The organism is Burkholderia sp. HI2761 (genome assembly GCF_002223355.1).
GTDB lineage: Bacteria > Pseudomonadota > Gammaproteobacteria > Burkholderiales > Burkholderiaceae > Burkholderia.
The window spans coordinates 237,190-262,188 of the sequence record NZ_NKFN01000008.1 but is presented as its reverse complement, the minus strand read 5'-3'; the positions used below and the strand labels follow the sequence as shown (position 1 = coordinate 262,188).

The 24,999-nt window shown below is 67.9% G+C and carries 21 protein-coding genes; 14 read left to right on the top strand and 7 right to left on the bottom strand.

The features are described from left to right. Window positions 1-59 precede the first annotated feature (59 nt). A complete protein-coding gene (locus tag CFB46_RS31175) occupies window positions 60-896 on the top strand; it encodes an alpha/beta fold hydrolase (protein ID WP_027786105.1) in 837 nt (278 codons plus the stop codon). A 182-nt stretch (window positions 897-1,078) separates the two neighbouring features. Here the strand turns inward: CFB46_RS31175 and CFB46_RS31170 are convergent, their stop codons facing one another. Further along, entirely contained in the window at window positions 1,079-1,786 is a 708-nt protein-coding gene (locus CFB46_RS31170; protein ID WP_027786104.1) for a DUF3142 domain-containing protein, read from the bottom strand. Window positions 1,787-1,793: 7 nt separating this feature from the next. Beyond that, the gene (locus CFB46_RS31165) at window positions 1,794-3,962 is read right to left on the bottom strand and encodes a hypothetical protein (protein ID WP_027786103.1); all 2,169 of its coding nucleotides are present in this window, start codon (window positions 3,960-3,962) and stop codon (window positions 1,794-1,796) included. An 86-nt stretch (window positions 3,963-4,048) separates the two neighbouring features. Here CFB46_RS31165 and CFB46_RS36140 point away from each other — a divergent pair, with 86 nt between their 5' ends. Next, entirely contained in the window at window positions 4,049-4,258 is a 210-nt protein-coding gene (locus tag CFB46_RS36140) for a hypothetical protein (RefSeq protein ID WP_179235144.1), read from the top strand. A 42-nt stretch (window positions 4,259-4,300) separates the two neighbouring features. On the opposite strand, the gene CFB46_RS31155 is transcribed toward CFB46_RS36140, so the two are convergent. Beyond that, the gene (locus tag CFB46_RS31155) at window positions 4,301-5,713 is read right to left on the bottom strand and encodes a hypothetical protein (RefSeq protein WP_027786102.1); all 1,413 of its coding nucleotides are present in this window, start codon (window positions 5,711-5,713) and stop codon (window positions 4,301-4,303) included. Window positions 5,714-6,003: 290 nt separating this feature from the next. On the opposite strand from CFB46_RS31155, the gene CFB46_RS31145 reads away from it, so the two are divergent. Continuing rightward, window positions 6,004-6,909, top strand: coding sequence for a DMT family transporter (locus CFB46_RS31145; RefSeq protein WP_027786100.1), 906 nt, complete (start codon window positions 6,004-6,006; stop codon window positions 6,907-6,909). A gap of 4 nt (window positions 6,910-6,913) precedes the next feature. Here CFB46_RS31145 and CFB46_RS31140 read toward each other — a convergent pair whose 3' ends face one another. Next, a complete protein-coding gene (locus CFB46_RS31140) occupies window positions 6,914-7,675 on the bottom strand; it encodes a 2-keto-4-pentenoate hydratase (RefSeq protein WP_027786099.1) in 762 nt (253 codons plus the stop codon). A 298-nt stretch (window positions 7,676-7,973) separates the two neighbouring features. Here CFB46_RS31140 and CFB46_RS31135 point away from each other — a divergent pair, with 298 nt between their 5' ends. Then, window positions 7,974-8,453, top strand: a complete 480-nt coding sequence (locus CFB46_RS31135; RefSeq protein ID WP_089502436.1) for a universal stress protein — start codon at window positions 7,974-7,976, stop codon at window positions 8,451-8,453. Window positions 8,454-8,466: 13 nt separating this feature from the next. After that, window positions 8,467-8,658: a DUF2964 family protein gene (locus tag CFB46_RS31130; RefSeq protein ID WP_027786097.1), complete on the top strand. Its 192-nt coding sequence runs from the start codon at window positions 8,467-8,469 to the stop codon at window positions 8,656-8,658. Between the two features lie 82 nt (window positions 8,659-8,740). On the opposite strand, the gene CFB46_RS31125 is transcribed toward CFB46_RS31130, so the two are convergent. After that, window positions 8,741-9,913 carry a tetratricopeptide repeat protein gene (locus CFB46_RS31125; protein ID WP_051421430.1) on the bottom strand — a complete coding sequence of 391 codons (1,173 nt, stop codon included), beginning with the start codon at window positions 9,911-9,913 and terminating at the stop codon, window positions 8,741-8,743. A gap of 435 nt (window positions 9,914-10,348) precedes the next feature. Here CFB46_RS31125 and CFB46_RS31120 point away from each other — a divergent pair, with 435 nt between their 5' ends. From CFB46_RS31120 to CFB46_RS31085, 8 genes are all read left to right on the top strand, one after another. Continuing rightward, entirely contained in the window at window positions 10,349-14,107 is a 3,759-nt protein-coding gene (locus tag CFB46_RS31120) for a nitrate reductase subunit alpha (protein ID WP_027786096.1), read from the top strand. After that, window positions 14,104-15,633, top strand: coding sequence for a nitrate reductase subunit beta (gene narH / locus CFB46_RS31115; protein ID WP_027786095.1), 1,530 nt, complete (start codon window positions 14,104-14,106; stop codon window positions 15,631-15,633). Before CFB46_RS31120 ends, narH begins: the two co-directional genes overlap by 4 nt. Then, window positions 15,630-16,331, top strand: a complete 702-nt coding sequence (gene narJ / locus CFB46_RS31110) for a nitrate reductase molybdenum cofactor assembly chaperone (RefSeq protein WP_027786094.1) — start codon at window positions 15,630-15,632, stop codon at window positions 16,329-16,331. Before narH ends, narJ begins: the two co-directional genes overlap by 4 nt. 24 nt (window positions 16,332-16,355) lie before the next feature. Further along, a complete protein-coding gene (gene narI, locus CFB46_RS31105) occupies window positions 16,356-17,039 on the top strand; it encodes a respiratory nitrate reductase subunit gamma (protein ID WP_027786093.1) in 684 nt (227 codons plus the stop codon). A 9-nt stretch (window positions 17,040-17,048) separates the two neighbouring features. Beyond that, on the top strand, window positions 17,049-17,834 hold the full coding sequence (locus CFB46_RS31100; protein WP_027786092.1) for a peptidylprolyl isomerase: 786 nt from the start codon (window positions 17,049-17,051) through the stop codon (window positions 17,832-17,834). 15 nt (window positions 17,835-17,849) lie between these two features. Beyond that, window positions 17,850-19,118: an MFS transporter gene (locus CFB46_RS31095; protein WP_027786091.1), complete on the top strand. Its 1,269-nt coding sequence runs from the start codon at window positions 17,850-17,852 to the stop codon at window positions 19,116-19,118. 448 nt (window positions 19,119-19,566) lie between these two features. Beyond that, the gene (locus CFB46_RS31090; protein ID WP_027786090.1) at window positions 19,567-19,890 is read left to right on the top strand and encodes a TfoX/Sxy family protein; all 324 of its coding nucleotides are present in this window, start codon (window positions 19,567-19,569) and stop codon (window positions 19,888-19,890) included. A gap of 101 nt (window positions 19,891-19,991) precedes the next feature. Beyond that, window positions 19,992-20,912, top strand: coding sequence for a hypothetical protein (locus tag CFB46_RS31085; protein WP_027786089.1), 921 nt, complete (start codon window positions 19,992-19,994; stop codon window positions 20,910-20,912). Between the two features lie 22 nt (window positions 20,913-20,934). Here CFB46_RS31085 and CFB46_RS31080 read toward each other — a convergent pair whose 3' ends face one another. Both CFB46_RS31080 and CFB46_RS31075 read right to left on the bottom strand, forming a co-directional pair. Continuing rightward, window positions 20,935-22,086, bottom strand: a complete 1,152-nt coding sequence (locus CFB46_RS31080) for a branched-chain amino acid ABC transporter substrate-binding protein (protein ID WP_027786088.1) — start codon at window positions 22,084-22,086, stop codon at window positions 20,935-20,937. Between the two features lie 37 nt (window positions 22,087-22,123). After that, window positions 22,124-23,353 carry an NAD(P)/FAD-dependent oxidoreductase gene (locus CFB46_RS31075; RefSeq protein WP_027786087.1) on the bottom strand — a complete coding sequence of 410 codons (1,230 nt, stop codon included), beginning with the start codon at window positions 23,351-23,353 and terminating at the stop codon, window positions 22,124-22,126. A 231-nt stretch (window positions 23,354-23,584) separates the two neighbouring features. Between CFB46_RS31075 and CFB46_RS31070 the strand changes: the two genes are divergently transcribed. Further along, on the top strand, window positions 23,585-24,997 hold the full coding sequence (locus tag CFB46_RS31070) for an aminotransferase-like domain-containing protein (RefSeq protein ID WP_027786086.1): 1,413 nt from the start codon (window positions 23,585-23,587) through the stop codon (window positions 24,995-24,997). The last annotated feature ends 2 nt before the right edge of the window (window positions 24,998-24,999 follow it).

The window sequence follows — 24,999 nt, the reverse complement described above, 5'->3', positions numbered from 1 at the left end:
TGGCCGATAATGGCAGCCGGCCCGTTCGCCACGTTCATCCACCTCACAGGAGCATCGCGATGCCATACGTCACCACGAAGGACAACGTCGATATTTTCTACAAGGATTGGGGTCCGAAAGATGCACAGCCCGTCATGTTCCACCACGGCTGGCCGCTGTCCAGCGACGACTGGGATGCGCAACTGCTGTTCTTCGTTCAGAACGGCTATCGCGTGATCGCGCACGACCGGCGCGGCCATGGCCGCTCGGCGCAAGTCTCGGACGGTCACGACATGGATCACTACGCCGCGGACGCGTTCGCGGTCGTCGAGGCGCTCGACCTGCGCAATGCGGTGCATATCGGTCATTCGACGGGCGGCGGCGAAGTGGCGCGTTACGTCGCGAAGCACGGGGAGCCGGCCGGCCGCGTCGCGAAGGCCGTGCTGGTCAGCGCGGTGCCGCCGCTGATGCTCAAGACCGACTCGAACCCCGAGGGCTTGCCGCTCGACGTGTTCGATGGCTTCCGCAAAGCGCTCGCCGACAATCGTGCGCAGTTCTTCCTCGACGTGGCGAGCGGCCCGTTCTACGGGTTCAATCGCGAGGGTGCGACCGTGCACCAGGGCGTGATCCGCAACTGGTGGCGGCAGGGGATGGAAGGCAGCGCGAAGGCGCATTACGACGGCATCAAGGCGTTTTCGGAAACGGACCAGACCGACGACCTGAAGTCGATCTCCGTCCCGACGCTCGTGCTGCATGGCGAGGACGACCAGATCGTGCCGATCGCGGATGCCGCGCTGAAGTCGATCAAGCTGCTGAAGAACGGTACGCTGAAGACCTATCCGGGCTATTCGCACGGGATGCTGACGGTCAACGCGGACGTGCTCAACGCCGACCTGCTCGCGTTCGTGCGGGCATGACGGCGGCGGCGCCGGCCCGCTGCGGCGGGCGGCGTCGCGATCGAAGGCGGGCGATCCGGCCGCGCGTGGAAAAGGGCGGAGCGCCGGTGCCGACGGCCGGCTTGAACGGCAGCATGATCGCGAGCGCCGCGTAGCGCACCGGCGATCGGCATTACGCTTCGTTCGCGCCGCGTTTGCACGCGCTAGCCATTGCGCAGGAACACGACGTAGCCGCGGAACCACGGATTCGTTGCGAGATACGGCGGCGCGTCCCACTCGCCGCCCTGGATCACGCCGATGCGAAACGGCAGTTGCAGCCGTGCGACGCGCGGCAGATAGGCCGCGTAATCGGGGATCGTGCTGCGGCCCTGGTAGGTCTGCACGACCACCTCGTCGACGATCCCCTTGAGCTGGTTGACCTGGTCGGTATCGATGCGGCTGCTCCAGTCGAGCAGCCCCGTGATGCTCAGCCGGCAATCGGCGGGCAAGGTTTCGCGCAGCGTGCGCAGGAACGCGAGGTAATCCTGCAGGTGGCGCGTACCGGCGTCGAAATCGATCTGGATGCCGGCGATCGTGCGGCCCGACGCACGCCAGCGGGCGAGCTGCGCGAGCATGATCTGCGTGACGCGCGGCGTCCAGCGCAGCGTATGCGCACGATAGACGAGCCACACGCGCGCGTCGGGTGCGGGCGGCAACGCGACGCCCTGCGCGATCACGCGCACCTGCGACTCGTCGCGCGGCGACGCCTCGATCTGACCTTGCAGCACGTAGACGGCGCGCGCGCCGCGCACGACCGCCTGCGGCTTCACGCCCGCCCACAGCCAGAACGCGTCGTACCGTGCGGCGTCGACGGTGCCGGCCAGCGCGCCGCGCGCGGCCAGCAGCAGCGCGATGCACGCGATGCGCTTCATGCGGCGCTTACCAGTAGTAGCGAAGCTTCCGCGCCCACGGGCTGTCCGGATAGGCGGTCTTCAGCGTGTCGAACCAGCGCTTGCGCGTGCTCTTCGACACCTCCTTGCCGCCGCATTCGTTGGAGCCGCCCGGCGCGTAGCACTTGATCGCGCGATAGAACGCGTACGCGCGGTCGTTCGGGTTCGCCTGCGTATCGGCCATCACCGTCACGTAGCTCGACATCCGCTCGTACGGCTTGCCCGCGAACTGGGACGGCGCCGCGCCGAGCGTCGGCGGCACGCGCGTGGCAGTCGTGCTCGACGCGTTGCGAACCCACGGCGGCACCGGATCGATTTCGAGGCCGGGCGCCGGCGGATGAAGCCGCACGAAATCGGCGAGGCAGTTCAGCCCTTTCGGATCGGCGGGATTCTGCTGCAGCGTCGCGGCGATGTCGCGCGCCGAGAGGCACGTGTAACCGTCTTCGTTTTTCGCGCCGGCCGCGATGAACGGCTTCAACGGATCGGCGGGCGTGCCGGACACGAGCGCCGTATCGGCGAGGAAGTCCGCGTAGTGCGACCGCGTGAGCTCCTTGTACAGCAGCGTGTACAGCGCGGTGTCGCGCAGCGCGCCGCCGGTCGCCCGGTTTTGCGCCTGCGCGCGCAATAGGTCGGCATTGGCCGCGCGCTGCAGCAGCACCGCGCGGATCGCGGCGTTCTGCACGAGCGAATCGTCGGCGAACGCATCGTTGACGAGCCCGGCCTGCTCCAGGTTGATCGCGAGCGCGAGTTCCAGCATTTCGCGCTGGAAGCGGAATGTCGCGAGCGGGATCAGGTCGCGCCACAGCTGGCGCGCCTTGTCGTTCTGGCCGCTGTCCTCCAGCGCGAACCCGCGCAGCGCCTGCTGGCTCAGCCCGAAGTAGTCGAGCGGCGCGGCGGGCGTCTGCGGCAGCAGCTCGAGGGCGGCATCCGGCTTGTGCCCGATCTGCACGTACCAGGTCGCGAGCAGGTAGTCGTGGAGCGCGGGCGCGTTCGCGAAGCGCGGCTTCTGTGCCTGCAGTTCGTCGAGCGTCATCGGCTTGCGGTTCGCATCGCTGCTGTCCGACGCACGCATGCGCAGCAGATCGACGGTGGCGAGCACGGTCGGCGACTGGATCTGGCTTGCGTCGAATTCCGCGCCGAACAGCAGCTTGCTGTCGAGTTCGTTCGCCAGCTGCATCAGCGGCACGTTCGACGTCGCCGGCGACCAGCGCGCGAGCGCATGGCCGTACAGGTCGGCCTGTTGCGTGACGTTGCCGCCGAGCCATGCGACACGTCGCAGCAGCCCGGATGCGGACACCGCATAGCGGCCCTTCGGATACACCTTCAGGTAGGTCCGGAACACTGTGTTCGCCGCGTCGAGCGATACCTTCGTCACACGCGCGCGCGACGGTGTCGGGCTGTCGTTGTCGAATACGTTGGCCTGCGCGGCATTCAACTGCGCGCGCCCGGCCATGTAGAGGCCGGTTTCCTTCAGCCACGGGTCCGCGCTGTGCGATGCGTTCGCGAAGGCGCGGGTCGCGGTGAGGAAGTCGGCGCGATAGAACGCGTTCGTGCCGTCGAGGTACGCGGCGAACTGCTGGCCGAGCGGCGACTTGACCGGCGGCTTCGTCCACGCGGCGCTCGCGCCGCCCGCGGCACAGGTCTTCTGCGCGATGTCGGCGCGTGCCGCGCGCAGGCGCGCGGCTTCGTCGTCGGGCAGGCCGCCGGCGCCGCCCAATGCGTCGTTGAACGCTTCCGCGCCGGCGCTCATGCTGCGGCAGATGCTGCCTTCGCCGTCCGCGTACCGGTTCGACGACGCATCGGCATCCGCTGCGCCGTCGGTCTTGTCGGGCTCCTTCTGGCCGATATAGATCCATCCGGAGAAATCCATCGGGAACGGCACGACGATCCGGTCGATCCGCTCTTTCGCCGGGATGGTCTTCGGATCCGGAAACACCTGCGCGACCTTGCCGCTGTCGACCATCATCAGCATCGCGTTGATGCGCGTGTCGTTGGCGGGCGTCAGCATCGGCACGTTGCCGCACGAGTATGAAGTTTGCCGGAGCGTGTTCGGCACGTAGCAGCCGTCGTCTCCGCTGGCATGGGCGGCCGGCATCCAGAGCAGACCGGCCGCCAGCGCGGCGAACAGGTTTCGGTGCAGCATCGGGTTTCTTCGCATTTTTCTTGTGCTGGGTAGGGGGCCGCGACGGCCAGTTCTCTCAGGGGGCGCCTTGCCCCGGCGCGTATCGTACCTCACGGGCCGTCATGGTTGGCGTGGCCGGCGTGATCGGCGTGATCGGCGTGATCGGCGTGATCGGCGTGATCGGCGTGATCGGCGTGATCGGCGTGATCGGCGTGATCGGCGTGATCGGCGTGATCGGCGTGATCGGCGTGATCGGCGTGATCGGCGTGATCGGCGTGATCGGCGTGATCGGCGTGATCGGCAAGGTACCGTTCGGGGTGCTCACCAACTGAGCGGGCAGCACGCGGGCGTCGCGCGCCTGCCACGATCGCGCATCAGGCGCACACGCTGCTGGCGACGCCTCCGTCGTCCATCTCGTCGAGCGCGGCCCGCAAGTCGTCGATGGCCACCATCAGCTCGCGGACCTGCCGCAACGACGGGTACTGATGCAGCACGGCTTGCCATTGCGGCACGGTCAGCAGCGCGTGCCAGATGACACCGAGGCCGTCCGGATCGGCGTCCGGCTGCCGTGCGAGCGCGCTCGCGTATTCGAGGCTGGCCTGTGCCGACAGCAACTGCATCCGGCTCGCGGCGCCCAGCAGGCGCGGCGTCGCGTCCGCGGACGCGTCGCAGCAATACAGCACCTCGCGTTGCAGCGCCGCTTCGTTGGTCGTCAATGCGTGCAGCGATGCGCCATGCACGCGTACCGTGCCCTGGTGCGTCTCGAATGCATAGACCGTGTCGGGTGCCGCCTGCGCGAGCAGGTTCAGGCCGCGCAGCAGCCGCGGCAGGTCGGTCGTCGCGGCATCCGCGGATGCCTTCGCTTCGACGAGAAAGCGCACGTTCCACGCGAGCGCCGGATCGTTGCCGCGCGCGCGTTCGAGCAGAATCGCGTCCCATTCGGTTTTCGCGCGGTCGTGTTGGCCCGGGATCGACGAAGGCACGCGCATCGACGTGACCACGCGGTAGGTGCGCTGCTCGTCCACCGCGTCGAGCCGGCGCGCCAGCGCGTCGAGCGCCTGCGCCGCCAGCGCTTCGACGGCCGCGCCGCGCTGCTGGGACGCGGCGCCCTGCGCGACGGCGACCGTGCTGCCGACGAGCGGACCCTGACGGACCCACAGCGCGCGGTAGCGACGGACGTCGTTGTCCGCAGCCAGCGCATCGAGCCGCAGCATGCGTTCGAGCGCGGGGCTGTCCTTGAGCTTGACGATGTCCTGCTCGAACGCCGCGTCGCTCGCCATCTCGGGCAGCGCGAGCAGTTGCGCGAGCGCGGCACGCAGTTCGGCCCACGCCGCCGAGGTGGCGGCCGCATGCAGGCGCGCGAGGCCGTCGCGTTGCCAGGCCTGTGCGCTGCGTTCGAGCTTGGCCGGGTGCGCGATCGCATTGACGGCCGAGTGGAGTGCGCGCCGGTCCTGCTCGGCGTGCGCGGACAACGACGCGTATTCGCGCACGTTCGGCGCGTCGTGGCGCAGCACCGATGCCTGAAACGACGGATCGCCGGACGACGGATTCATCGCGTCGCGGATCATCCGTGCGAGCGCATCGATGAAGCGCTGCCGCAAGTCCGCGCCGGGCGCGTGGCCGTTCGCCAGCATCCCGCGCGCTTCCTCGATCACGACCGCCAGCGCGGTGGCCGGGTGCGTCGCACCGGTCAGCGACGACGCGCGGTCGAGCGGCGGCAGCCGATAACGGCGCGCGACGGTGCGCAGGGTGGCGTCGAGCAGGGCGGGAAGCGGTGTCAGCGACATGGCGGATCTGGGCGTGAATGCGGTTCGCGGGGGCGGCCGGCGGGCCGGAGCGCGCGACGATGTGCAACGTTATCACGGCGGGCTGAAGGTGCACGGTGCGGTGTTGTATCGGCGACGCGGGATGACGAGGGCGATGCTCGTGCCGTCGACGCCTGCACGCCACATTTCGCGCAATGCTGAAGCATCGCGCTTCCGGCCGTCGGCATAATCCGCACGTGCGGCCCGAAGCGAACGGGTCGACACCTCTCCGCCACGACCCCGAACGCGAGCGACCCGACATGCAGCCAGCCATGACCCGCAGCCCGCCCGCCGTCGCGGACCTGCTCCTGCTTTTGACGCTCTCGACGTTATGGGGCGCGTCCTACACGTTCATCCGGATCAGCGTCGAGACGATTCCGCCGCTGACGCTGATCGCGGCGCGGACCCTGATTGCGGGTTTGGTGCTGCTGCTATGGATGGGCGTCCGACGCATGCCGATGCCGCGCGATCGCGCGGTGTGGCGCCGCTTTTTCGTACAGGCGCTGCTGAACAGCGTCGTGCCGTTCACGTTGATCGCATGGGCCGAACGCTCGGTCGAGGCCGGCCTCGCGACGATCCTCAATTCCGCTTCGCCGGTGCTCGCGTTCGTCGGCACCTGGCTGTTCACGCGCCACGAACCCGTGACGCCGCGCAAACTGTTCGGCGTCGTCGCGGGGTTCGCGGGGATTGCGCTGGTGGTCGGCGTCGGTGCGCTCGACGGGCTGGGGCAGCAACTCGTGCCGCAACTGGCGATCGTCGCGGCCACCGTCTGCTACGCGGGCGCCGCAATCTACGGGCGCGGATTCAACGGGCTGTCGCCCGCGGCGCCCGCCGCGGGCTCGCTCGTCGTCGGCGCGCTCGTGCTGGTGCCCGCGAGCGTCGTGGTCGACCGGCCATGGACGCTGCATCCGTCGCCGCAATCGCTGCTGGCGCTCGCCGCGCTCGCGGTGTTCTCGACGGCGCTCGCGTTCGTCATCTACTTCCGTCTCGTGCAGACGCTCGGTTCGGTCGGCACGACTGCACAGGCCTATCTGCGCGTGCCGATCGGCGTCGGCATCGGCATGGCGCTGCTCGGCGAATCGCTGTCGATGTCGGCGTGGCTCGGGCTCGGCTGCGTGGTGGCGGGCGTGGCCGCGATGACGCTGCCGCCCCGCAGGGCCGCGCAGCCCCGCCCCTGACCCGTCACGCGGTCAACGTCACCGACAGGCTGCCGAGCTCGCCGAAGCGGACCGTCAGCACATCGCCGATCGGCACGTCGATCGCGCCCGCGTACGAGCCCGTCGTCACGATCTGGCCGGCACGCACCGCATCGCCGCGCGATGCGAGGAAATTGACGAGCCACACCAGCGGCTTGAGCGGATCGCCATCCGGATGGCGGCCGTCGATCGTGCGGTTCAGCGCGCCTTCGAACGACAGCGCCAGCGTCGCGAGCGGCACGTTCAGCCCGTCGGGCACGACCGGGCCGACGCACAGCCCCTGGTTGAATTGGCCGTCGGCCAGCAGCTCGAACTTCGACGCGCGCACCGGCTCCGCATAGCGGCAGCCAAGTATCTCGAGCACGACGCGCACTTCCCGGATCGCCGCCCGCACGTCGCCTTCGTCGTACGGCTGCTCGCGCGCGGGCAGGTCACGATCGAGCACGAATGCGATTTCCGGTTCGATCCGCACGATCGGCCCGCCGACGACGCGGTACGGCGCATCGGCTTCGCGGATCGTCGACGCGAAGATCGGCGCGAGGATCACGCGATCGGGCGGCGGCAGCGCGCATTTCCAGCCGCCGACGGGTTCGCCGAGCAGAACGGCGACGCGCTGCTGGATCGCGAGCGCGGTGTCGATGTCGTCGGGTCGCAGTGCATCGGGCAACAGCGGGCCGGGCGAGCCGGCATGGCGGGCGGCGACGAGATGCTGGGCGGCGCCGTCCACGCGTTCGGTAGTCGTTGTCATGTCGGTTGAGCGAGTTGAAAGTGGGGCCGGAAAAAAGGGCCGGACGAAAGTCGCACATTCGATGATAGCGCCTTCGGCGCGATGGCCGCTCGAAAGCGCGTCGGTGCACGCATGGCCGGCCCGCTTCGCGGCCTTGCCGACGACGCGAGCTTCCCCCCCTTCCCGTCGCGCCGTTTTGACGCATGCGTGCTCGCGGCCTCGTTTGACCGCCGTCAATATTCAAACTCGCCGTCGGCCGATGATGGAGACATGGCCGCGCGCGACAGGATGCGCGGCAACTCACCCCAGCGAGGTTTGCATGTACGAGAAGATCATGGTGGCCGTGGACGGCAGCGCTTCGTCGAAACAGGCGCTGGCCGAGGCCGTGAAGGTGGCGCTGGCGGGCGATGCGCACGTCAGCGTCGTGTACGTGGTCGACAAGTCGGTGCTGTTCACGTATGCCGGCCGCCTCGATCCGCACGCGCTCGTCGAGGAAATTCGCGACGACGGGCGCAAGGTGCTGCGCGAAGCCGAACAGATCGTCGCGCTGGCCGGTGCGAAGGGCGAAGCCGAACTGGTCGAGACCGAGAGCATCGGCGAGGACATCGCGGAACGCCTGCAACGTTACGTGAAGGAGCGCGGGATCGATCTCGCGGTGGTCGGTACGCACGGGCGGCGCGGCATCCGGCGCGTGCTGCTCGGCAGCGCTGCCGAGCGTTTCGTGCGCGGGTCGAAGTGCCCGGTGCTGTTGATTCGTGGCGACGACGCCGACGCGCCGGCCGCCGCGGCCGCGGCATGACGCGGCGCGCGCGATGATACGCCGCCAGTACCGGATCGTCGTCGCGGCGATCGCCGTGTTCGTGTCGCTCGCCGGGATGATGGCCGTCGTGACGGGCCTGCTGTTCGATGCGGCGACGGCGCTGCGCGGCGGCGCCCTCGCGTTGATCGTCGGCGTGGCCGGCTTCGTCGTGATGCTGAATCCGGGGCCGAAAGGCGAGGAGTGACCCGCATGGGCGAGGGGGCGGCGCACGTCCGGCCCCGGTGTCGCGACGACCGGCGATAGCCGTTGCCCCGCCCCGATTTCGCCTAGTCGCTCGTCGTCGCCTTCGTGCCGTCCTGCCCGACCTGAATCATCAGCCGCTTCAACGTTTCCGCCAGCGCGGCGTTCTTCGGCTGAATCTTCCCTGCCTGCGCGAACGCATCGCGCGCTTCGTCCTGGCGCCCCAGCTTCCACAGCACCTCGCCCTTGTGGGCCAACCCGGTCGCACGGGCTTCGCGCGCGTCGCCGTCGTCATCCTTCGCGAAGATCGCGATCGAGCGGTCGAACCACGCGAGCGCTTCGTCGTTGCGGCCGAGGCGATACAGCGCCCAGCCCTTGCTGTCGAGCGCGTACGCATCGTTCGGCGATTGCGCGAGATGCGCGTCGATCATCGCGAGCCCGCGCTCGACCTCGACGCCGGCATCGGCGAGCCGATAGCCGATATCGTTCAGGCGATCGTCGGGAATCCTGTCTAGATCGAGCACGGCGGCCACGCGGCTCGCGTCGCGTTCGGCGATCGCGAGCGACAGCAGCTTCGCGACGATCTGCCCTCGCAGCTCGCTGCTGATCCGCTCGCCGTTGGCGACCAGGGTGCCGAGGTACTGCGTATACAGGTCCGGTGCGCCGGGGGCGTTCGCGCTGTTCGCGATGGCCAGGCCCGGGCCCGCGCACCAGTCGATATCGGCCGAGCCGGCCAGCGTGCCGACGTAAAGATCGACGTTCCTCGGCGTGCGCGACTGCGCGTAGTAGGTGTAGCCGTTCGCATCCGAATAGCCGCACGCCAGATACTCGTTGTTCACGTCCAGCATGTACGGGACATGGCCGAGCTTCGCCGTGCCGCCCGGGTCGACGAGCCGGAACGATTCGCCCAGGTCGCCGTCGCCGACGATCGCGTTGAACACCCACTGCTTCAGAGGATGAAATTTCGGCAGGCGGATCTTGGCCGTGCGGCCGGCTGCGTCCGTCGTGCCGAAAATCACGCTGTCGTGCTGATCCGGCTTGACGGGCAGCCCTGCGATCACCTGGCCCGGCAGGAACAGTCGATAGCGCGCGTTCGGCAGCGGCTGCTGCGTGGCCGGGTCGCGCAGCACGAACTGGTGAACGTAAGCGCCTTTGCCGAGCGACACCGTCGGCGGGACATAGGTGCGGGCGTAGGCGGACGGCGCGGCGGCGCAATTCAAGGCCGCGACGATGAGCGCGGCGAGAAGTCGGGATGTCATGACAGTAGTTCTTATAGGTAGAGGTTTTATCGTTCGACGGCCGGAAATGCACTGAACGACCCACGCAGTCCTTGAAAAACGACGGGCGGCGGTGGGCGAATTCCGATGAGGTGAATCGAATCGTCCCGTGCAAATGAATGCGAATCCCGTATGCGTCGGCATGATGCAGCGAAGAGCCGGGCGGGCGATGCAGGAATGCAGTGCGCAGCATAGCAGGCTGCACGATTCGATCGATCCCGTCATCTGGTTTCGTTGTTGCAGGCGGATGAATGATTCCGTGATTTGTATCAAGTCGTGATATGCCGATCCGTCTGACAATGGGTTCGACCACGGTGAGCAGGGCGGAATGATCCAAATCCGATCGTCCTTTACAACCGGTATTTCACCTCCTTAAATAATCAGGGTCTGCCAAAAGACCGGAAAAACGAGATCCCCATGAGCCATTTCCTGGATAGATTGCGTTATTTCTCCACCGCGAGGCCACGTTTTTCCGACGGGCACGGCGCCGTCACCGACGAAGACCGCAAGTGGGAAGACGGTTACCGGATGCGCTGGCAGCACGACAAGATCGTCCGCTCGACCCACGGCGTGAACTGCACGGGTTCGTGCTCGTGGAAGGTCTACGTGAAAGGCGGGATCGTCACCTGGGAAACCCAGCAGACCGACTATCCGCGCACGCGTCCCGACATGCCGAACCACGAGCCGCGCGGCTGCTCGCGCGGTGCGTCGTACTCCTGGTATCTGTACAGCGCGAACCGTCTCAAGCACCCGATGGTGCGCAGCGCGCTCGTGAAGCTGTGGCGCGAGCGCCGCCGCACGCTCGGCCCCGTCGAAGCATGGCGTTCGATCGTCGACGACGATGCAGCGCGGCGCTCGTACCAGAGCCGGCGCGGCCTGGGCGGCTTCGTGCGTTCGAGCTGGGACGAGGTCAACGAGATCGTCGCGGCGGCCAACGTGCATACGGTCGAGCGGCACGGCCCCGATCGCGTGGTCGGCTTCTCGCCGATCCCGGCGATGTCGATGGTGTCGTACGCGGCCGGCTCGCGCTACCTGTCGCTGATCGGCGGGGTGTGCCTGAGCTTCTACGACTGGTATTGCGACCTGCCGCCCGCATCGCCGCAGACCTGGGGCGAGCAGACCGACGTACCGGAATCGGCCGACTGGTACAACTCAACGTTCATCATGATGTGGGGCTCCAATGTCCCGCAGACGCGCACGCCCGACGCGCACTTCCTCGTCGAGGCGCGCTATCGCGGCACCAAGGTTGTGTCGGTGTTTCCCGATTACGCGGAAGGCGCGAAGTTCGGCGACCTGTGGCTGCACCCGAAGCAGGGCACCGATGCGGCGCTCGCGCTCGCGATGGGTCACGTGATCCTGAAAGAGTTTCATCTGGCCGGGAAGAGCGATTACTTCGCCGACTACTGCAAGCGCTACACCGACATGCCGTGCCTCGTGCGCCTCGTGCCGCACGGCGACGGCTACGTGCCGGAGCGCCTCGTGCGCGCGTCCGACTTCGACGACGCGCTCGACGAAGCCGCGCATCCGGAGTGGAAGACCGTGATGATCGACGACGCGAACGGCGAATTCGTCGTGCCGGTCGGCTCGGTCGGCTTCCGCTGGGGGCAGCAGGACGACGCCGATAAAGGCAAGTGGAACCTGCGCGGCGAGACGTCGAAGGGCGCGGCGCTGTCGCCGCGGCTGTCGTGCACGGCCGCGCACGACGACGTGGTCGACGTGCTGTTCCCGTACTTCGGCAACCAGCCGCACGCGCACTTCAACTCGACGCAGCACGCGTCCGAGCTGTCGCGGCGGATCGGCGTGCGGCGCATCGCGACGCGCAACGGCGACATGCTGGTCGCGACCGTCTACGACCTGTTCGTCGCGAACTACGGGCTCGACCAGGGGCTCGGCGGCCGCGACGTGGCCGCAAGTTACGACGACGATCTCCCGTATGCGCCGGCCTGGCAGGAAACGATCACCGGCGTGAAGCGCGCGGACGTGATCTCGGTCGCGCGGCAGTTCGCGGAGAACGCGCACAAGACGCAGGGCAAGTCGATGGTGATCATCGGCGCGGGGATCAACCACTGGTTCCACATGGACATGTCGTACCGCGCGATCATCAACATGCTGATCATGTGCGGCTGTATCGGCAAGCCGGGCGGCGGCTGGTCGCACTACGTGGGCCAGGAGAAGCTGCGGCCGCAGACGGGCTGGACGGCGCTGTCGGGCGCGCTCGACTGGAGCCGCCCGCCGCGCCAGATGAATGCGACGTCGTTCTTCTACGCCCACACCGACCAGTGGCGTTACGACCCGATGGACCCGGCCACGCTGCTGTCGCCGCTCGCGGACAAGTCGCGGTTCCACGGTGCGCCGATCGACTACAACGTGCGCGCGGAACGGATGGGCTGGCTGCCGTCCGCGCCGCAGCTCTCGACGAACCCGTTGAAGATCGGCGCGGCGCTCGCCGATCCCGTGCACGCCGGCGCCGACATCGCGCAGCAATTGAAGGCCGGCACGCTGAAGCTGGCGAGCGAGGATCCCGACGCGCCCGGCAACTTCCCGCGCAACCTGTTCGTGTGGCGCTCGAACCTGCTCGGCTCGTCGGGCAAGGGCCACGAGTATTTCCTGAAGCACCTGCTCGGCACCACCAACGGCGTGCAGGGCGAGGATCTCGGCGCGACCGGCGGCCGGCGCCCCGAGGAAGTGACGTGGCATGACGAAGCGCCACGCGGCAAGCTCGACCTGCTCGTGACGCTCGACTTCCGGATGTCGACGACCTGCATGTATTCGGACGTCGTGCTGCCGACCGCGACGTGGTACGAGAAGGACGACATGAACACGTCCGACATGCACCCGTTCATCCATCCGCTGTCGGCGGCGGTCGATCCCGCATGGGAATCGAAGAGCGACTGGGAGATCTTCAAGGGGATCGCGAAGCGCTTCTCCGAGCTGTGCGACGGGCATCTGGGCGTCGAGCGCGACGTCGTGCTCGCGCCGATCGCGCACGACACGCCGGGCGAGCTCGCGCAGCCGTTCGACGTGCAGGACTGGAAGCGCGGCGAATGCGAACCGGTGCCGGGCCGCACGATGCCGAACGTGATCGTCGTCGAGCGCGACTATCCGAACACCCATGCGCGTTTCACGTCGCTGGGGCCGCTGATGGACAAGCTCGGCAACGGCGGCAAGGGCATCGGCTGGGACACGAAGGACGAAGTCAAGCTGCTCGGCGAACTGAACTACAAGGTGGCCGACGGTGCGGCGCAAGGGCGCCCGAGAATCGACACGGCGCTCGACGCCGCCGAGGTGATCCTCGCGCTCGCGCCCGAGACCAACGGCGAAGTGGCGGTGAAGGCGTGGCGCGCGCTGTCCGGCATCACCGGCATCGACCACACGCACCTGGCCGCCGCGCGCGCGGACGAGAAGATCCGCTTCCGCGACATCCAGGCGCAGCCGCGCAAGATCATCTCGTCGCCGACATGGAGCGGGATCGAGTCGGAGCACGTGTCGTACAACGCCGGCTACGTGAACGTGCACGAACTCGTGCCGTGGCGCACGATGACCGGCCGGCAGCAGCTCTATCAGGATCACGCATGGATGCGCGCGTTCGGCGAATCGCTGTGCGCCTACAAGCCGCCGGTCGATACGGGCAGCTACGAACACATGCTCGGCAAACGCTCGAACGGCAACCCCGAACGCGTGCTGAACTTCCTGACGCCGCACCAGAAGTGGGGCATTCACAGCACGTACACGGACAACCTGCTGATGCTGACGCTGTCGCGCGGCGGGCCGATCGTGTGGATGTCGGAGGACGACGCGAAGGCGATCGGCGCGGTCGATAACGACTGGATTGAGTGCTACAACTCGAACGGCGCGTTGTGCGCGCGGGCCGTCGTCAGTCAGCGGATTCCGTCCGGGATGGTGATGATGTACCACGCGCAGGAAAAGATCGTGAACACGCCGGGCTCCGAGATCACCGGCACGCGCGGCGGTATCCACAACTCGGTCACGCGCATCGCGCTGAAGCCGACGCACATGATCGGCGGCTATGCGCAGCTCGCGTACGGCTTCAATTACTACGGCACGGTCGGCTCGAATCGCGACGAGTTCCTGATCGTGCGCAAGATGAGCAGGATCGACTGGCTCGATGGCGAGGAAACCGCACCCGTCACCGCTCGCGCGGGAGAAACATCATGAAAATACGCGCACAGATCGCGATGGTGCTGAACCTCGACAAGTGCATCGGGTGCCATACCTGCTCGGTGACCTGCAAGAACGTGTGGACGAGCCGCGAAGGGATGGAATACGCGTGGTTCAACAACGTCGAGACGAAACCGGGCATCGGCTATCCGAAGGACTGGGAGAACCAGGACCGCTGGCGCGGCGGCTGGCAGCGGCGCGCGGACGGCAGGATCGAGCCGCGCCTCGGCGGCAAGTGGCGACTGCTCGCGCAGATTTTCGCGAACCCGCATCTGCCCGAGATCGACGACTACTACGAGCCGTTCACGTTCGATTACGCGCACCTGCAGGAGGCCGGCAACACGCGCGCGATGCCGGTCGCGCGGCCGCGCTCGGTGATCAGCGGCCAGCGGCTCGAGAAGATCGAGTGGGGGCCGAACTGGGAAGAAATCCTCGGCGGCGAATTCGAGAAGCGATCGAAGGACGCCAACTTCGAGAACGTGCAGAAGGACATCTACGGGCAGTTCGAGAACACCTTCATGATGTACCTGCCGCGCCTGTGCGAGCACTGCCTGAACCCGGCGTGCGTCGCGTCGTGCCCGTCTGGCTCGATCTACAAGCGCGAGGAAGACGGCATCGTGCTGATCGACCAGGACAAGTGCCGCGGCTGGCGCATGTGCGTGTCGGGGTGCCCGTACAAGAAGATCTACTACAACTGGCAGAGCGGCAAGGCCGAGAAGTGCATCTTCTGCTATCCGCGGATCGAGGCCGGCCAGCCGACCGTGTGCTCGGAAACCTGCGTGGGCCGCATCCGCTATCTCGGCGTGCTGCTGTACGACGCCGACCGGATCAGCGAGGCGGCCAGCGCCGAGAACGAGAAGGATCTCTACGAAGCGCAACTGTCGCTGTTCCTCGACCCGGACGATCCGGCCGTGATCGCGCAGGCCGAGCGCGACGGCGTGCCGGCCGCGTGGATCGAGGCTGCGCGGCGTTCGCCGACCTACAAGATGGCGATCGACTGGAAGATCGCGTTCCCGCTGCATCCGGAATATCGGACGCTGCCGATGGTGTGGTACGTGCCGCCGCTGTCGCCGATCAACGCGGCCGCCAACAGCGGCGATCTCGGCATGAACGGCTATCTGCCGGACGTCGAATCGCTGCGCATTCCGCTGCGCTATCTCGCGAACCTGCTGACGGCCGGCGATGAGGCGCCCGTGAAGCTCGCGCTCGAACGGCTGCTCGCGATGCGCGCGTTCATGCGGGCGCGCCACGTGGACGGTATCGACGCACGAGGCGTGCTCGACCAGGTGGGGCTGTCGCTCGCGCAGGTCGAGGAGATGTACCGCTATCTCGCGATCGCGAACTACGAGGATCGCTTCGTGATCCCGACCACGCACCGCGAATACGCGGAGAACGCGTACGACCTGCGCGCATCGTGCGGCTTCTCGTTCGGCAACGGCTGCTCGGACGGCCGTTCCGAGGCGAGCCTGTTCAGCCCGAGGAAGGGCAGCAAGACGATTCCGATTCACGAGGCTTCCCGATGACGAGCATCGCACCCGATCCGACCTATGCGGCGCTCGCTGCGCTGCTCGATTATCCCGACGAATCGCTGGTCGCCGCGCTCGATTCGATCGACACGCACCTGCGCGAGCGCACGCGCATGCCGAAAGCGGTGCGCGCGGGCCTCGACCGGTTCCTTGCGTACGTGCGCGAGCGCGATCTGCTGACGCTGCAGGAGAACTACGTCGGGCTGTTCGATCGCGGCCGTGCGACGTCGCTGTACCTGTTCGAGCACGTGCACGGCGAATCGCGCGACCGCGGACAGGCGATGGTCGACCTGCTGCAGATGTACGAGCGTCACGGGCTGTTCCTGAATCAGGGCGAGCTGCCCGACTACCTGCCCGTGTTTCTCGAATACCTGTCGCGGCTGCCGGCCCCCGATGCCCGCAAGCTGCTCGCCGAAACCGGCGAGATCCTGCGCGCGCTGGCCGGGCAACTCGCGCAGCGCGGCAGCCATTACAGCTTCGTGATGGGGGCGCTACTGCCGATGGCCGGCCTCACGCTCGCCGACGCGCCGGAGGCGGCCGACGACGACGTGGCCGCCGAGCGGCCGAGCGCCGCGGACTACCGCGCGCTCGATGCGTCGTATGCGGACGAGGCCGTGCGCTTCGTCGGCGCAGCAACACCGGCCGCGGAGCAGACGGTGCGATTCCATGACAAGCGGCCGGCCCGCGGCGCGTAAGCGCGGGCGCAACTGGGGAAAGACATGAACGCTTACCTGCATCAGTTCCTGTTCGGGATCTACCCGTACATCTGCCTCGCCGTACTGCTGGTCGGCAGCCTGATCCGCTTCGACCGCGAGCAGTACACGTGGAAAAGCGATTCGTCGCAGCTGCTGCGCCACGGCATGCTGCGGCTCGGCAGCAACCTGTTCCACTGGGGCGTGCTGGTCGTCGTGCTCGGGCACTTCGGCGGCTTCCTCGCGCCGCATTGGCTCGTGTCGCCGTTCCTGTCGGCGTCGGGGCACCAGCTCGTCGCGATGGTGGCGGGCGGCGCTGCCGGCGTCGCGGCGATCATCGGGCTGACGATCCTGATCTGGCGGCGCCTCGGCGACCCGCGCATTCGCCGCAACAGCCGCCGGTCGGACATCCTGATCGTGCTGATGCTGTGGGTGCAGCTCGCGCTCGGGCTCGGCACCGTCGTGCTGTCGACGCGCCACATGGACGGCGCGATGTTCGAACAGCTGACCGACTACGTGAAGGGCGTCGTCACGTTCCGTCCGGACATCGCGAGCCTGCTCGTCGGCGTGCCGCTCACGTACCGGCTGCACATCCTGCTCGGCTTCACGATCTTCCTCGTGTCGCCGTTCACGCGGATGGTGCACATCTGGAGCGGGATCGCGTCGGTCGCGTACCTGATCCGTCCGTACCAGCTCGTGCGCAAGCGCTGAGGAGGCCGCATGAACGACGTTCTCTCCGATGCACCGGTCGCGTTGCGCGTCAACGGCGTCGCGATCGGCGACGACGCGATCGCGGCCGAAGCCGCGCATCACGGCGATGCGTCCGATCCGCTCGATGCGGCGCGGCATGCGCTCGCGGTACGCGAACTGCTGCGGCAGCGCGCTGTGTCGCTCGCGCTGCTCGACGAAGGCGCGCCGCTCGACGACGCGGCCGTCGACGCGCTGCTCGAGCGCGAGTTGACGCATGTGCCCGAACCCGATCGCGCGGCTTGCGAGCGCTACTACGCGCAGCACCCGGCGCGCTTTCGGCGCAACGACATCGTCTATGCGAGCCACGTGCTGTTCGCGATGACGGACCGCGTGCCGCTCGCGCCGCTGCGGCAGCGCGCGGAACAGGCGCTCGCCGGCGTGGTGGCCGCGCCCGATACGTTCGAAGCGGTCGCGCGCGCGTCGTCGAACTGCCCGTCGGCGGAAGTGGGCGGCAGCCTCGGGCAACTGCTGCGCGGCGACACGGTGCCGGAATTCGAGGCCGCGCTGTTCGATACCGACGGCATCGGCGTGCTGCCGAAGCTGGTCAACACGCGCTTCGGCTTCCATATCGTGCGCATCGAGCGCCGCGTGCCGGGCGACGCGGTGCCGTTCGACGAAGCAGCCGACCAGATCGCCGCATACCTGGCCGCGCGCGTGCGACAGCAGGCGATGCGGCAGTACGTGGCGATTCTCGCGGGCGGCGCACGCGTCGAAGGCGTTGAATTCGACGGCGCCAACGGGCCGCTGGTCCAATGAAACGGGGTTTTGCGTATGGCAACTCAACAAGGTAATGCCGTGCCGGTCGCGAACGCGCCGGCCATCCCGCTGCGTGCGTGGTCGGTGCTGGCCGCGAGCACGCTCGCGTTCATGGTGTGTTTCGTCGTATGGATGATGTTCGGCGTGCTCGGCGTGCAGTTGCGCACCGACCTCGGGCTGAACAGCACGGAGTTCGGGCTGCTCACGTCGACGCCGGTGCTGACCGGCGCGCTGATGCGTTTGCCGCTCGGCACGTGGACCGACCGCTTCGGCGGCCGCATCGTGATGACGGTGCTGCTCGTCGTGTGCGCGGTGCCCGTCTACATCGTCAGCTACGCGACGCAGCTGTGGCAGTTCCTGCTGATCGGGCTGTTTCTCGGTTGCGTCGGCGCGTCGTTCGCGGTCGGCACGCCGTATGTCGCGCGCTTTTTCCCGCCGCAGCGGCGCGGGCTCGCGATGGGCGTGTTCGGCGCGGGCACGTGCGGCGCGGCCGTCAACCTGTTCGTCACGCCGCTGCTGCTCGACGCGTACGGCTGGCGCTTCGTGCCGCGCGTCTATGCGCTCGCGCTGCTCGTCACGGCGCTGATCTTCTGGTTCGCGTCGGCGCCCGATCCGGGTGCGGGCAAGCGCGGCGGGTCGATGCTCGATTCGTTCAAGGTGCTGCGCGACCCGCGCGTATGGCGGCTCTGCCAGTACTACTCGATCACGTTCGGCGGCTTCACCGCGCTGTCGCTATGGATTCCGCAGTACCTGAAGAGCGAATACGGGATGTCGCTCGTGATGGCGTCCGCGTTCGCGGCCGGCTTCTCGCTGCCGGGCTCCGTGCTGCGCGCGCTCGGCGGCGCGCTGTCCGACCGCTTCGGCGCGCATGCGGTCACGTGGTGGGGGCTGTGGGTCGCATGGATCGCGCTGTTCCTGCTGTCGTATCCGGCGACGGACTTCGTGATCCACACGATCGACGGCACCGCGACGCTGAACGTCTCGATGCCGGTGGCCGGCTTCGTCGCGCTGACCTTCGTGCTCGGCGCGGTGTTCGCGCTGGGGATGGCGTCGACTTTCAAATACGTCGCCGACGATTTCGCGGACAACATGGGCGTCGTCACGGGCATCGTCGGGCTCGCGGGCGGGCTCGGCGGCTTCCTGCTGCCGATCCTGTTCGGCGTGCTGCTCGACCTGCTGCGCGTGCGCACGACCTGCTTCATGTTCCTGTACGGAATCGTGTGGGTGTCGCTGATCCTGATCTACCGGTCGGAAGTGCGGCGCACGCCCGTCGTCACGGGCTGACGTCTTTTCGATCGATCCGATCCGATGCGCTTGCGCGATGCCCGCAGGGTACGGGGCCGCGCACGCGCATCGTCCCGTTCGGGAGGGCGCGCGCGACGTATCCGGCCGCGCGCGCTTCTGTCAAACTGGCGCCCATGAAACCGCGCCTCGCTTCACCGCTTTCTCCCGATTCCGCGCCTGCGCCCGCAGGTTTTCCCGACGCCGACGAACTGGCCGCCCTGCGCGCGTGCGTGAAGCGGGCGCGGCAGATGTCGAGTGCGTTCGGGGCGGACAAGTAGGCGAGTCGGACGTTGCCGGCTGGCACGTGCACGCTACGACAACGGTCGATGGTCGATGGTCGGGCGCGTTTCCCGTCCGCGAATGAATGACGCACCGCAGCGTATCGGCCGACGAGACGGAACGGTCCGGCCCAAACGACGGTCATAAACTTTTTCACCGGGAGCAGCGGATGGCATCGAGCCAGGGCACGGTCGATTTCATCGTCGAGCAGATCGCGGCGGCCGGCACGGTATCGGCCCGCAAGATGTTCGGCGAATACGGCATCTATTGCGACGGCAAGATGGTCGCGCTCGTCTGCGACGACCGGCTGTTCGTCAAGCCGACACCCGAAGGCCGCGCGTATCTCGGCGCGTGCGACGAAGCCCCGCCGTATCCGAGCGCGAAGCCGCACCTCGTCATCGCCGGCGATCGCTGGGACGACCGCGAATGGCTGTCGGCGCTGATCCGGATCACCGCCGCGCAGTTGCCGCTGCCGGTGAAGCGAAGCCGGTAGCGGCCGTGAGCCATGTGCCGTGTCGCGTAACGTGACATGGCGCACAGGCGTATTCTGTGACACATGCGCGCGACCCGCGCGCGCCCGGAGGGAGCACAAGAATGGAGACATCCGGACATCCGCGCGGCATGCGGCGTGCGGGCCACGCCTGGCACGCGTTCGTCGCGGCCGTTTGCGTCGGCTGGAGCGCGCTGGCGTTCGGCGCGGAAGGCGCAGGCGGCGCGGCCGCGCTGCTCGACCGTTACCACAGCCTCGGCGCGCAACTGAAGGACAACGCTTTCCGCCGGCCCGTGGTCCTCGAATCGTCGGAAGCATCGTCGTCGCTGAAGGGCGACATCTATGCGGTGGTCGACTATCCATTCCCGGTCGTGAACGGCCAGCTCAACGATCCCGCGCAGGGCCCCGCGAACTGGTGCGCGGTGCTGATCCTGCACCTGAACACCAAGTACTGTCACGCATCGAGCGGCGCCAACGGCCCGGTGCTCGACGTGAACCTTGGCCGCAAGATCCAGCAAAAGCTGTCGGACACCTATCGCGTGCAGTTCCGCTATCGTGTGGCGGCCGCGACGCCCGACTATTTCCAGGTCGACCTGACCGCCGACAGCGGCCCGATGGGCACGAAGGATTACCGGATCGCGCTCGAAGCCGTGCCGGTCGGCGCGTCGCGCACGTTCCTGCACCTCACGTATTCGTATGGCTTCGGCACGGTCGGCCGGATGGCGATGAAGACCTATCTCGCGACGGTCGGCAGCGACAAGGTCGGGTTTACGGCCGCCAGCGGCGCATCGGCCGCGCAGCCGCAGTACATCGGCGGCGTGCGCGGGCTGCTGGAGCGCAACACGATGCGCTATTACCTTGCGATCGACACCTATCTCGCGACGCTCGACAAGCCGGTCGACCAGCGCCTCGCGCGCTGGTTCGACGCGACCGAGCAGTATCCGCAGCAACTGCACGAAGTGGAAAAGGGCGCATATCTGCAGATGAAAGCGCAGGAGATACAGCGGCAGCAGGCGGCGCGGTAGGCGGCGCCCGCCGTCCTGCCGCTCAGTTCGATGCGCCGCCGACCGTGCGGATGCTGCGCCACTGCCCCTGTTCGACGCGGAACAGCGTGTAGGGCGGCTTGATCAGGTCGCCGCGCTCGTCGAACGAGATCTTCCCGGTCACGCCGGTGACCGACACGCCCGGCAGGCTCGCGACGATCCTGGCGCGATCGACCGAGTCGGCCTTGCGGATCGCCGCGATCATCGCGAGCGCCGCATCGTACGCGAACGGCGCATACAGCTCGACGTCCTGGTTGAAGCGCGCCTTGTAGCGCTGCGCGAATGCGACGGCGGATGGCAGCTTGTCGAGCGCGGGGCCCGGTTCGAGGTCCTGCGTGCCTTCGCCCGAATTGCCGGCGATCTTCAGGAATGCGTTGCTTTTCAGCGCGCCGGCGCCGAACAGTTGCGCGCGGATGCCGAGCGAGCGCATCTGCTTGATCAGCATCGCACCCTGTTCGTCGAGCCCGCCGAAGAAGATCAGGTCGACGTTGTTGCTCTTCATCGTCGTCAGGATGCCGCGGAAATCGACCGCCTTGTCGTTCGTGTATTCGCGGCCGACGATATTGCCGTGCGCGTCCTTCACGCCTTTCTCGAACGCGTCGGCGAGGCCTTGCCCGAACGCGGTGCGATCGTCGATGATGCCGATCCGCTTCGCCTTCAGCTGCTTGACCGCGAAGCGGCCGGCCACCACGCCGCCGATGCCGTCGTGCCCCATCGTGCGGAACACGTTCTTGAAACCCTGCATCGTCAGTTGCGGATTGGTCGAGCCGGGCGTGATCATCGCGACGTTCGCCTGCCGGTAGACGGCCGACGCGGGGATGCTGCAGCCCGAATTGTAGTGGCCGACCACGCCGGCCACGCCGTCGTCGACGAGCTTCTGCGCGACCTGGATCGCGATGCGCGGATCGGCCTGGTCGTCCTGCACGTCGAGCACGAAGCGCACCGGCTTGCCGCCGACGGTCGGATGCTTCGCGTTCTCCTCGTCGAGCGCGAGTTGCGCGCCGTATTGCAGGTCCTTGCCGACGCGCGCGACGGGCCCCGTCAACGGGCCGGCGAAGCCGATCTTGATGGTTTCCGGATCCGCGGCCTGCGCGGATGCGGCGACCGCGCCGAGCGAGCAGACGGCCAGCCAGACCAGCCAGTGACGACGATTCATGATGATCTCCTTGCGTTGGTTGAAATCGCGGCGCGCGTCAGAATCGCGCGGCCCGGTATGGCGCGAGGTCCAGCGGCGGTGCGCGCTGGACGACGAGGTCGGCGACGATCCGCCCGGTGATGCCGGCGAGCGTCACGCCGAGATGCTGATGACCGAATGCATGGATCACGCGCGCGCTGCGCCGCGCGCGGCCGATCACGGGCACGCCGTCCGGCAGGGTCGGCCGGAAGCCGAGCCAGCTGCGCGTCGGCGCGCCGAGCGACGGCAGCGCCTCACATGCCGAGCGCGTGAGCAGTGCGACGAGCGAGCGGTTCATCGGGGCGTCGAAGCCGCCGAGCTCGACGGTGCCGGCCGCGCGCAGCCCTTCGTCGAGCGGCGTCATGTAGAAACCGCGTTCGGCCCAGCCGACCGGCCGCGTGACGATCGACTCGTGTGCGGCGAACTGCACGTGATAACCGCGCTCGGTATCGAGCGGCACCGCGTCGCCGCACATCACCGCGAATTCACGCGAGCGTGCGCCTGCAGCGATGACGACGTGATCGAAGGTGCGCACCGAGCCGCCCGCGTTCACGTTCACGCCGTCGCCGACGGGCTCGATCCGCTCGACGCGCTCGCGTTCGAGCGTCGCGCCGCCGGTTGCGAGATGCGCGAACAGCTCGCCGAGAAACCCGTGCGGATCGGAGAAAAACCAGCTTCCGGCGAACAGCACGCCGCGCGCGAAGATCGGCGCGAGCGCGGGCTCGAGCCGGCGGATCCCGGTCGCGTCGAGTACCTCGAACGGCACGCCGAGCCTGCGCCGCAGCGCGAGCGACGGCTGCGCGGCATCGAACGACGCCTGCCGCGCATACAGGTACAGGCATTCACGCGGCCGCACGAACGCCGCGAGCCGCGCGGTGGCGAGCAGCGGCGCATAGCCGTCGGCGGCGCGCGACAGCAGCGCGGCCAGCGCGCTGGCGCTGCGTGCGTGGCGCGCGGGCGTCGATGCGAGCAGAAATCGCGCGAGCCATGGCGCGCCGCGCAGCAGGTACGGCCAGCGGATGCGCAGCGGGCTGTCGGCGGAGAACAGGAAATGCGGGATGTTGCCGAACACGGACGGGCCGTTCACCGGCACGCAGCCGTACGGCGCGAACGTCGCGGCGTTGCCGAACGACGCGCCGTGGCCGACGCCGGCCGGATCGAACAGCGTCACGCGATGCCCGTCGCGCTGCAGCCACGCCGCCGCGCCGAGCCCGATGAAGCCTGCACCCACGATGGCGACGTTCGCCATGACGCATTCCCTCCGGCACACATGGTTCACACAAAGTTGAGATAAAGAATCACACAGTAATTTTTTGTGTGCAATCAAAATGAGATTGTGTGGCGCTAGCGTTTACCCGATTTCAACTGGCTGATTCAACAGACTTTTCTGCCGACGTTTGACGGGGAGGGGATGTCATATACAATCGCTGGGCAGATCAAAATGACAGACAAACGCTTTTTGTGTGGTCACAGGCGACAAATGGCATCAGACAAACTTTCCGGCGAGCGCGACGGCGCAGCGCCGGTGCAGGCGAAGCGGCCGACTTATGTCGAGGTATCGAGCTCGATCGAGGAGGAAATCCGCAACGGCACGTATCCGCCGGGCAGCCGCCTGCCGCCGCAGCGCCAGCTCGCGACCGAGCTCGGCATCAACGTGTCGACCGTGTCCCGCGCGTACAAGGAGCTGCAACTGCGCGGCCTCGTGATCGGCAGCAAGCGCCGCGGTTCGCTCGTCACCGGCGGCGCGATGCCGAGCATCGCGCCGGCCCGCGCATCGCTCGCGGCGGGCAACGGCGTGATCGACCTGACCGTGAACCGCCCGGCGACCGGCGAGTTTCTGGCGAGCCTCGCGCAGACGTTCGGCACGCTGCCGAGCGACCCGCGTTTCGCCGCGCTGCAGGAATATCAGCCGCCGCAGGGTCCCGACTGGGCGCGCGCGGCCGGCGCGCAGTGGCTTGCCGCGCCCGGCTTCGAGCCGTCGCGCGACCAGGTGGTCGTCACGAGCGGCGCGCAGCACGGGCTGTATGCGGTGCTGAACAGCCTGATCGGCACCGACGGCGTGATCGTGGCCGATCGCCTCACGTATTACGGGCTCAAGGCGCTTGCGCCGGTGTTCCAGTTCGAGATCGTCAGCGCGCCGGCCGACGACGACGGCCTGCTGCCCGACGAGATCGAACGGATCTGCCAGCGCATGCCGGTCAAGGCGATCTTCGTCGTGCCGAATCTGCAGAACCCGACCGTGACGACGATGAGCCTCGCGCGCCGGATGGCGCTCGTCGACATCGCGCGGCGCCATCACGTGACGATCATCGAGGACGACGTGTACGGCCCGCTCGTGCGCGACCGGCTGCCGGCGATCGCGGGGCTGTGCCCCGAGCTGACGTTCCATATCGGCGCGACGTCGAAGATCCTCGCGCCGGGGCTGCGCCTCGGCTACCTGAGCTGCCCGCGCGACAGCGTCGCGCTGTGCGCGGAAGCGGTGCGCACGACCGCGTGGATGCCCGCGCCCACGTCGATGCTGATCGCGACGGTATGGATCGAGGACGGCACCGCCGAGCGGATCATGGCCTCGCAACTCGCGGAGATCCGCGCGCGCGTCGATCTCGCGCGGGAACTGCTGCCGGCCGGGCAGTTGAAGTCCGACCCCGCGTGCATGTTCGTCTGGCTGCGGCTGCCGCCGCCGTGGCGCGCCGACGACTTCGCCGCGAACGCGAAGGCGCGCGGCGTGATCGTGATGCCGTCGTCGACGTTCGCGGTCGATCGCGCGGAAATCGAGCACGGCGTGCGCATCAACCTCGCGTGCCCGGCCACGCGCGACGAGCTCGTTAACGGGCTGCGGATTCTGTCCGGCACGCTGAAGGACCGGCCGCGCGCGCTGTTCGGTTCGATCTGACG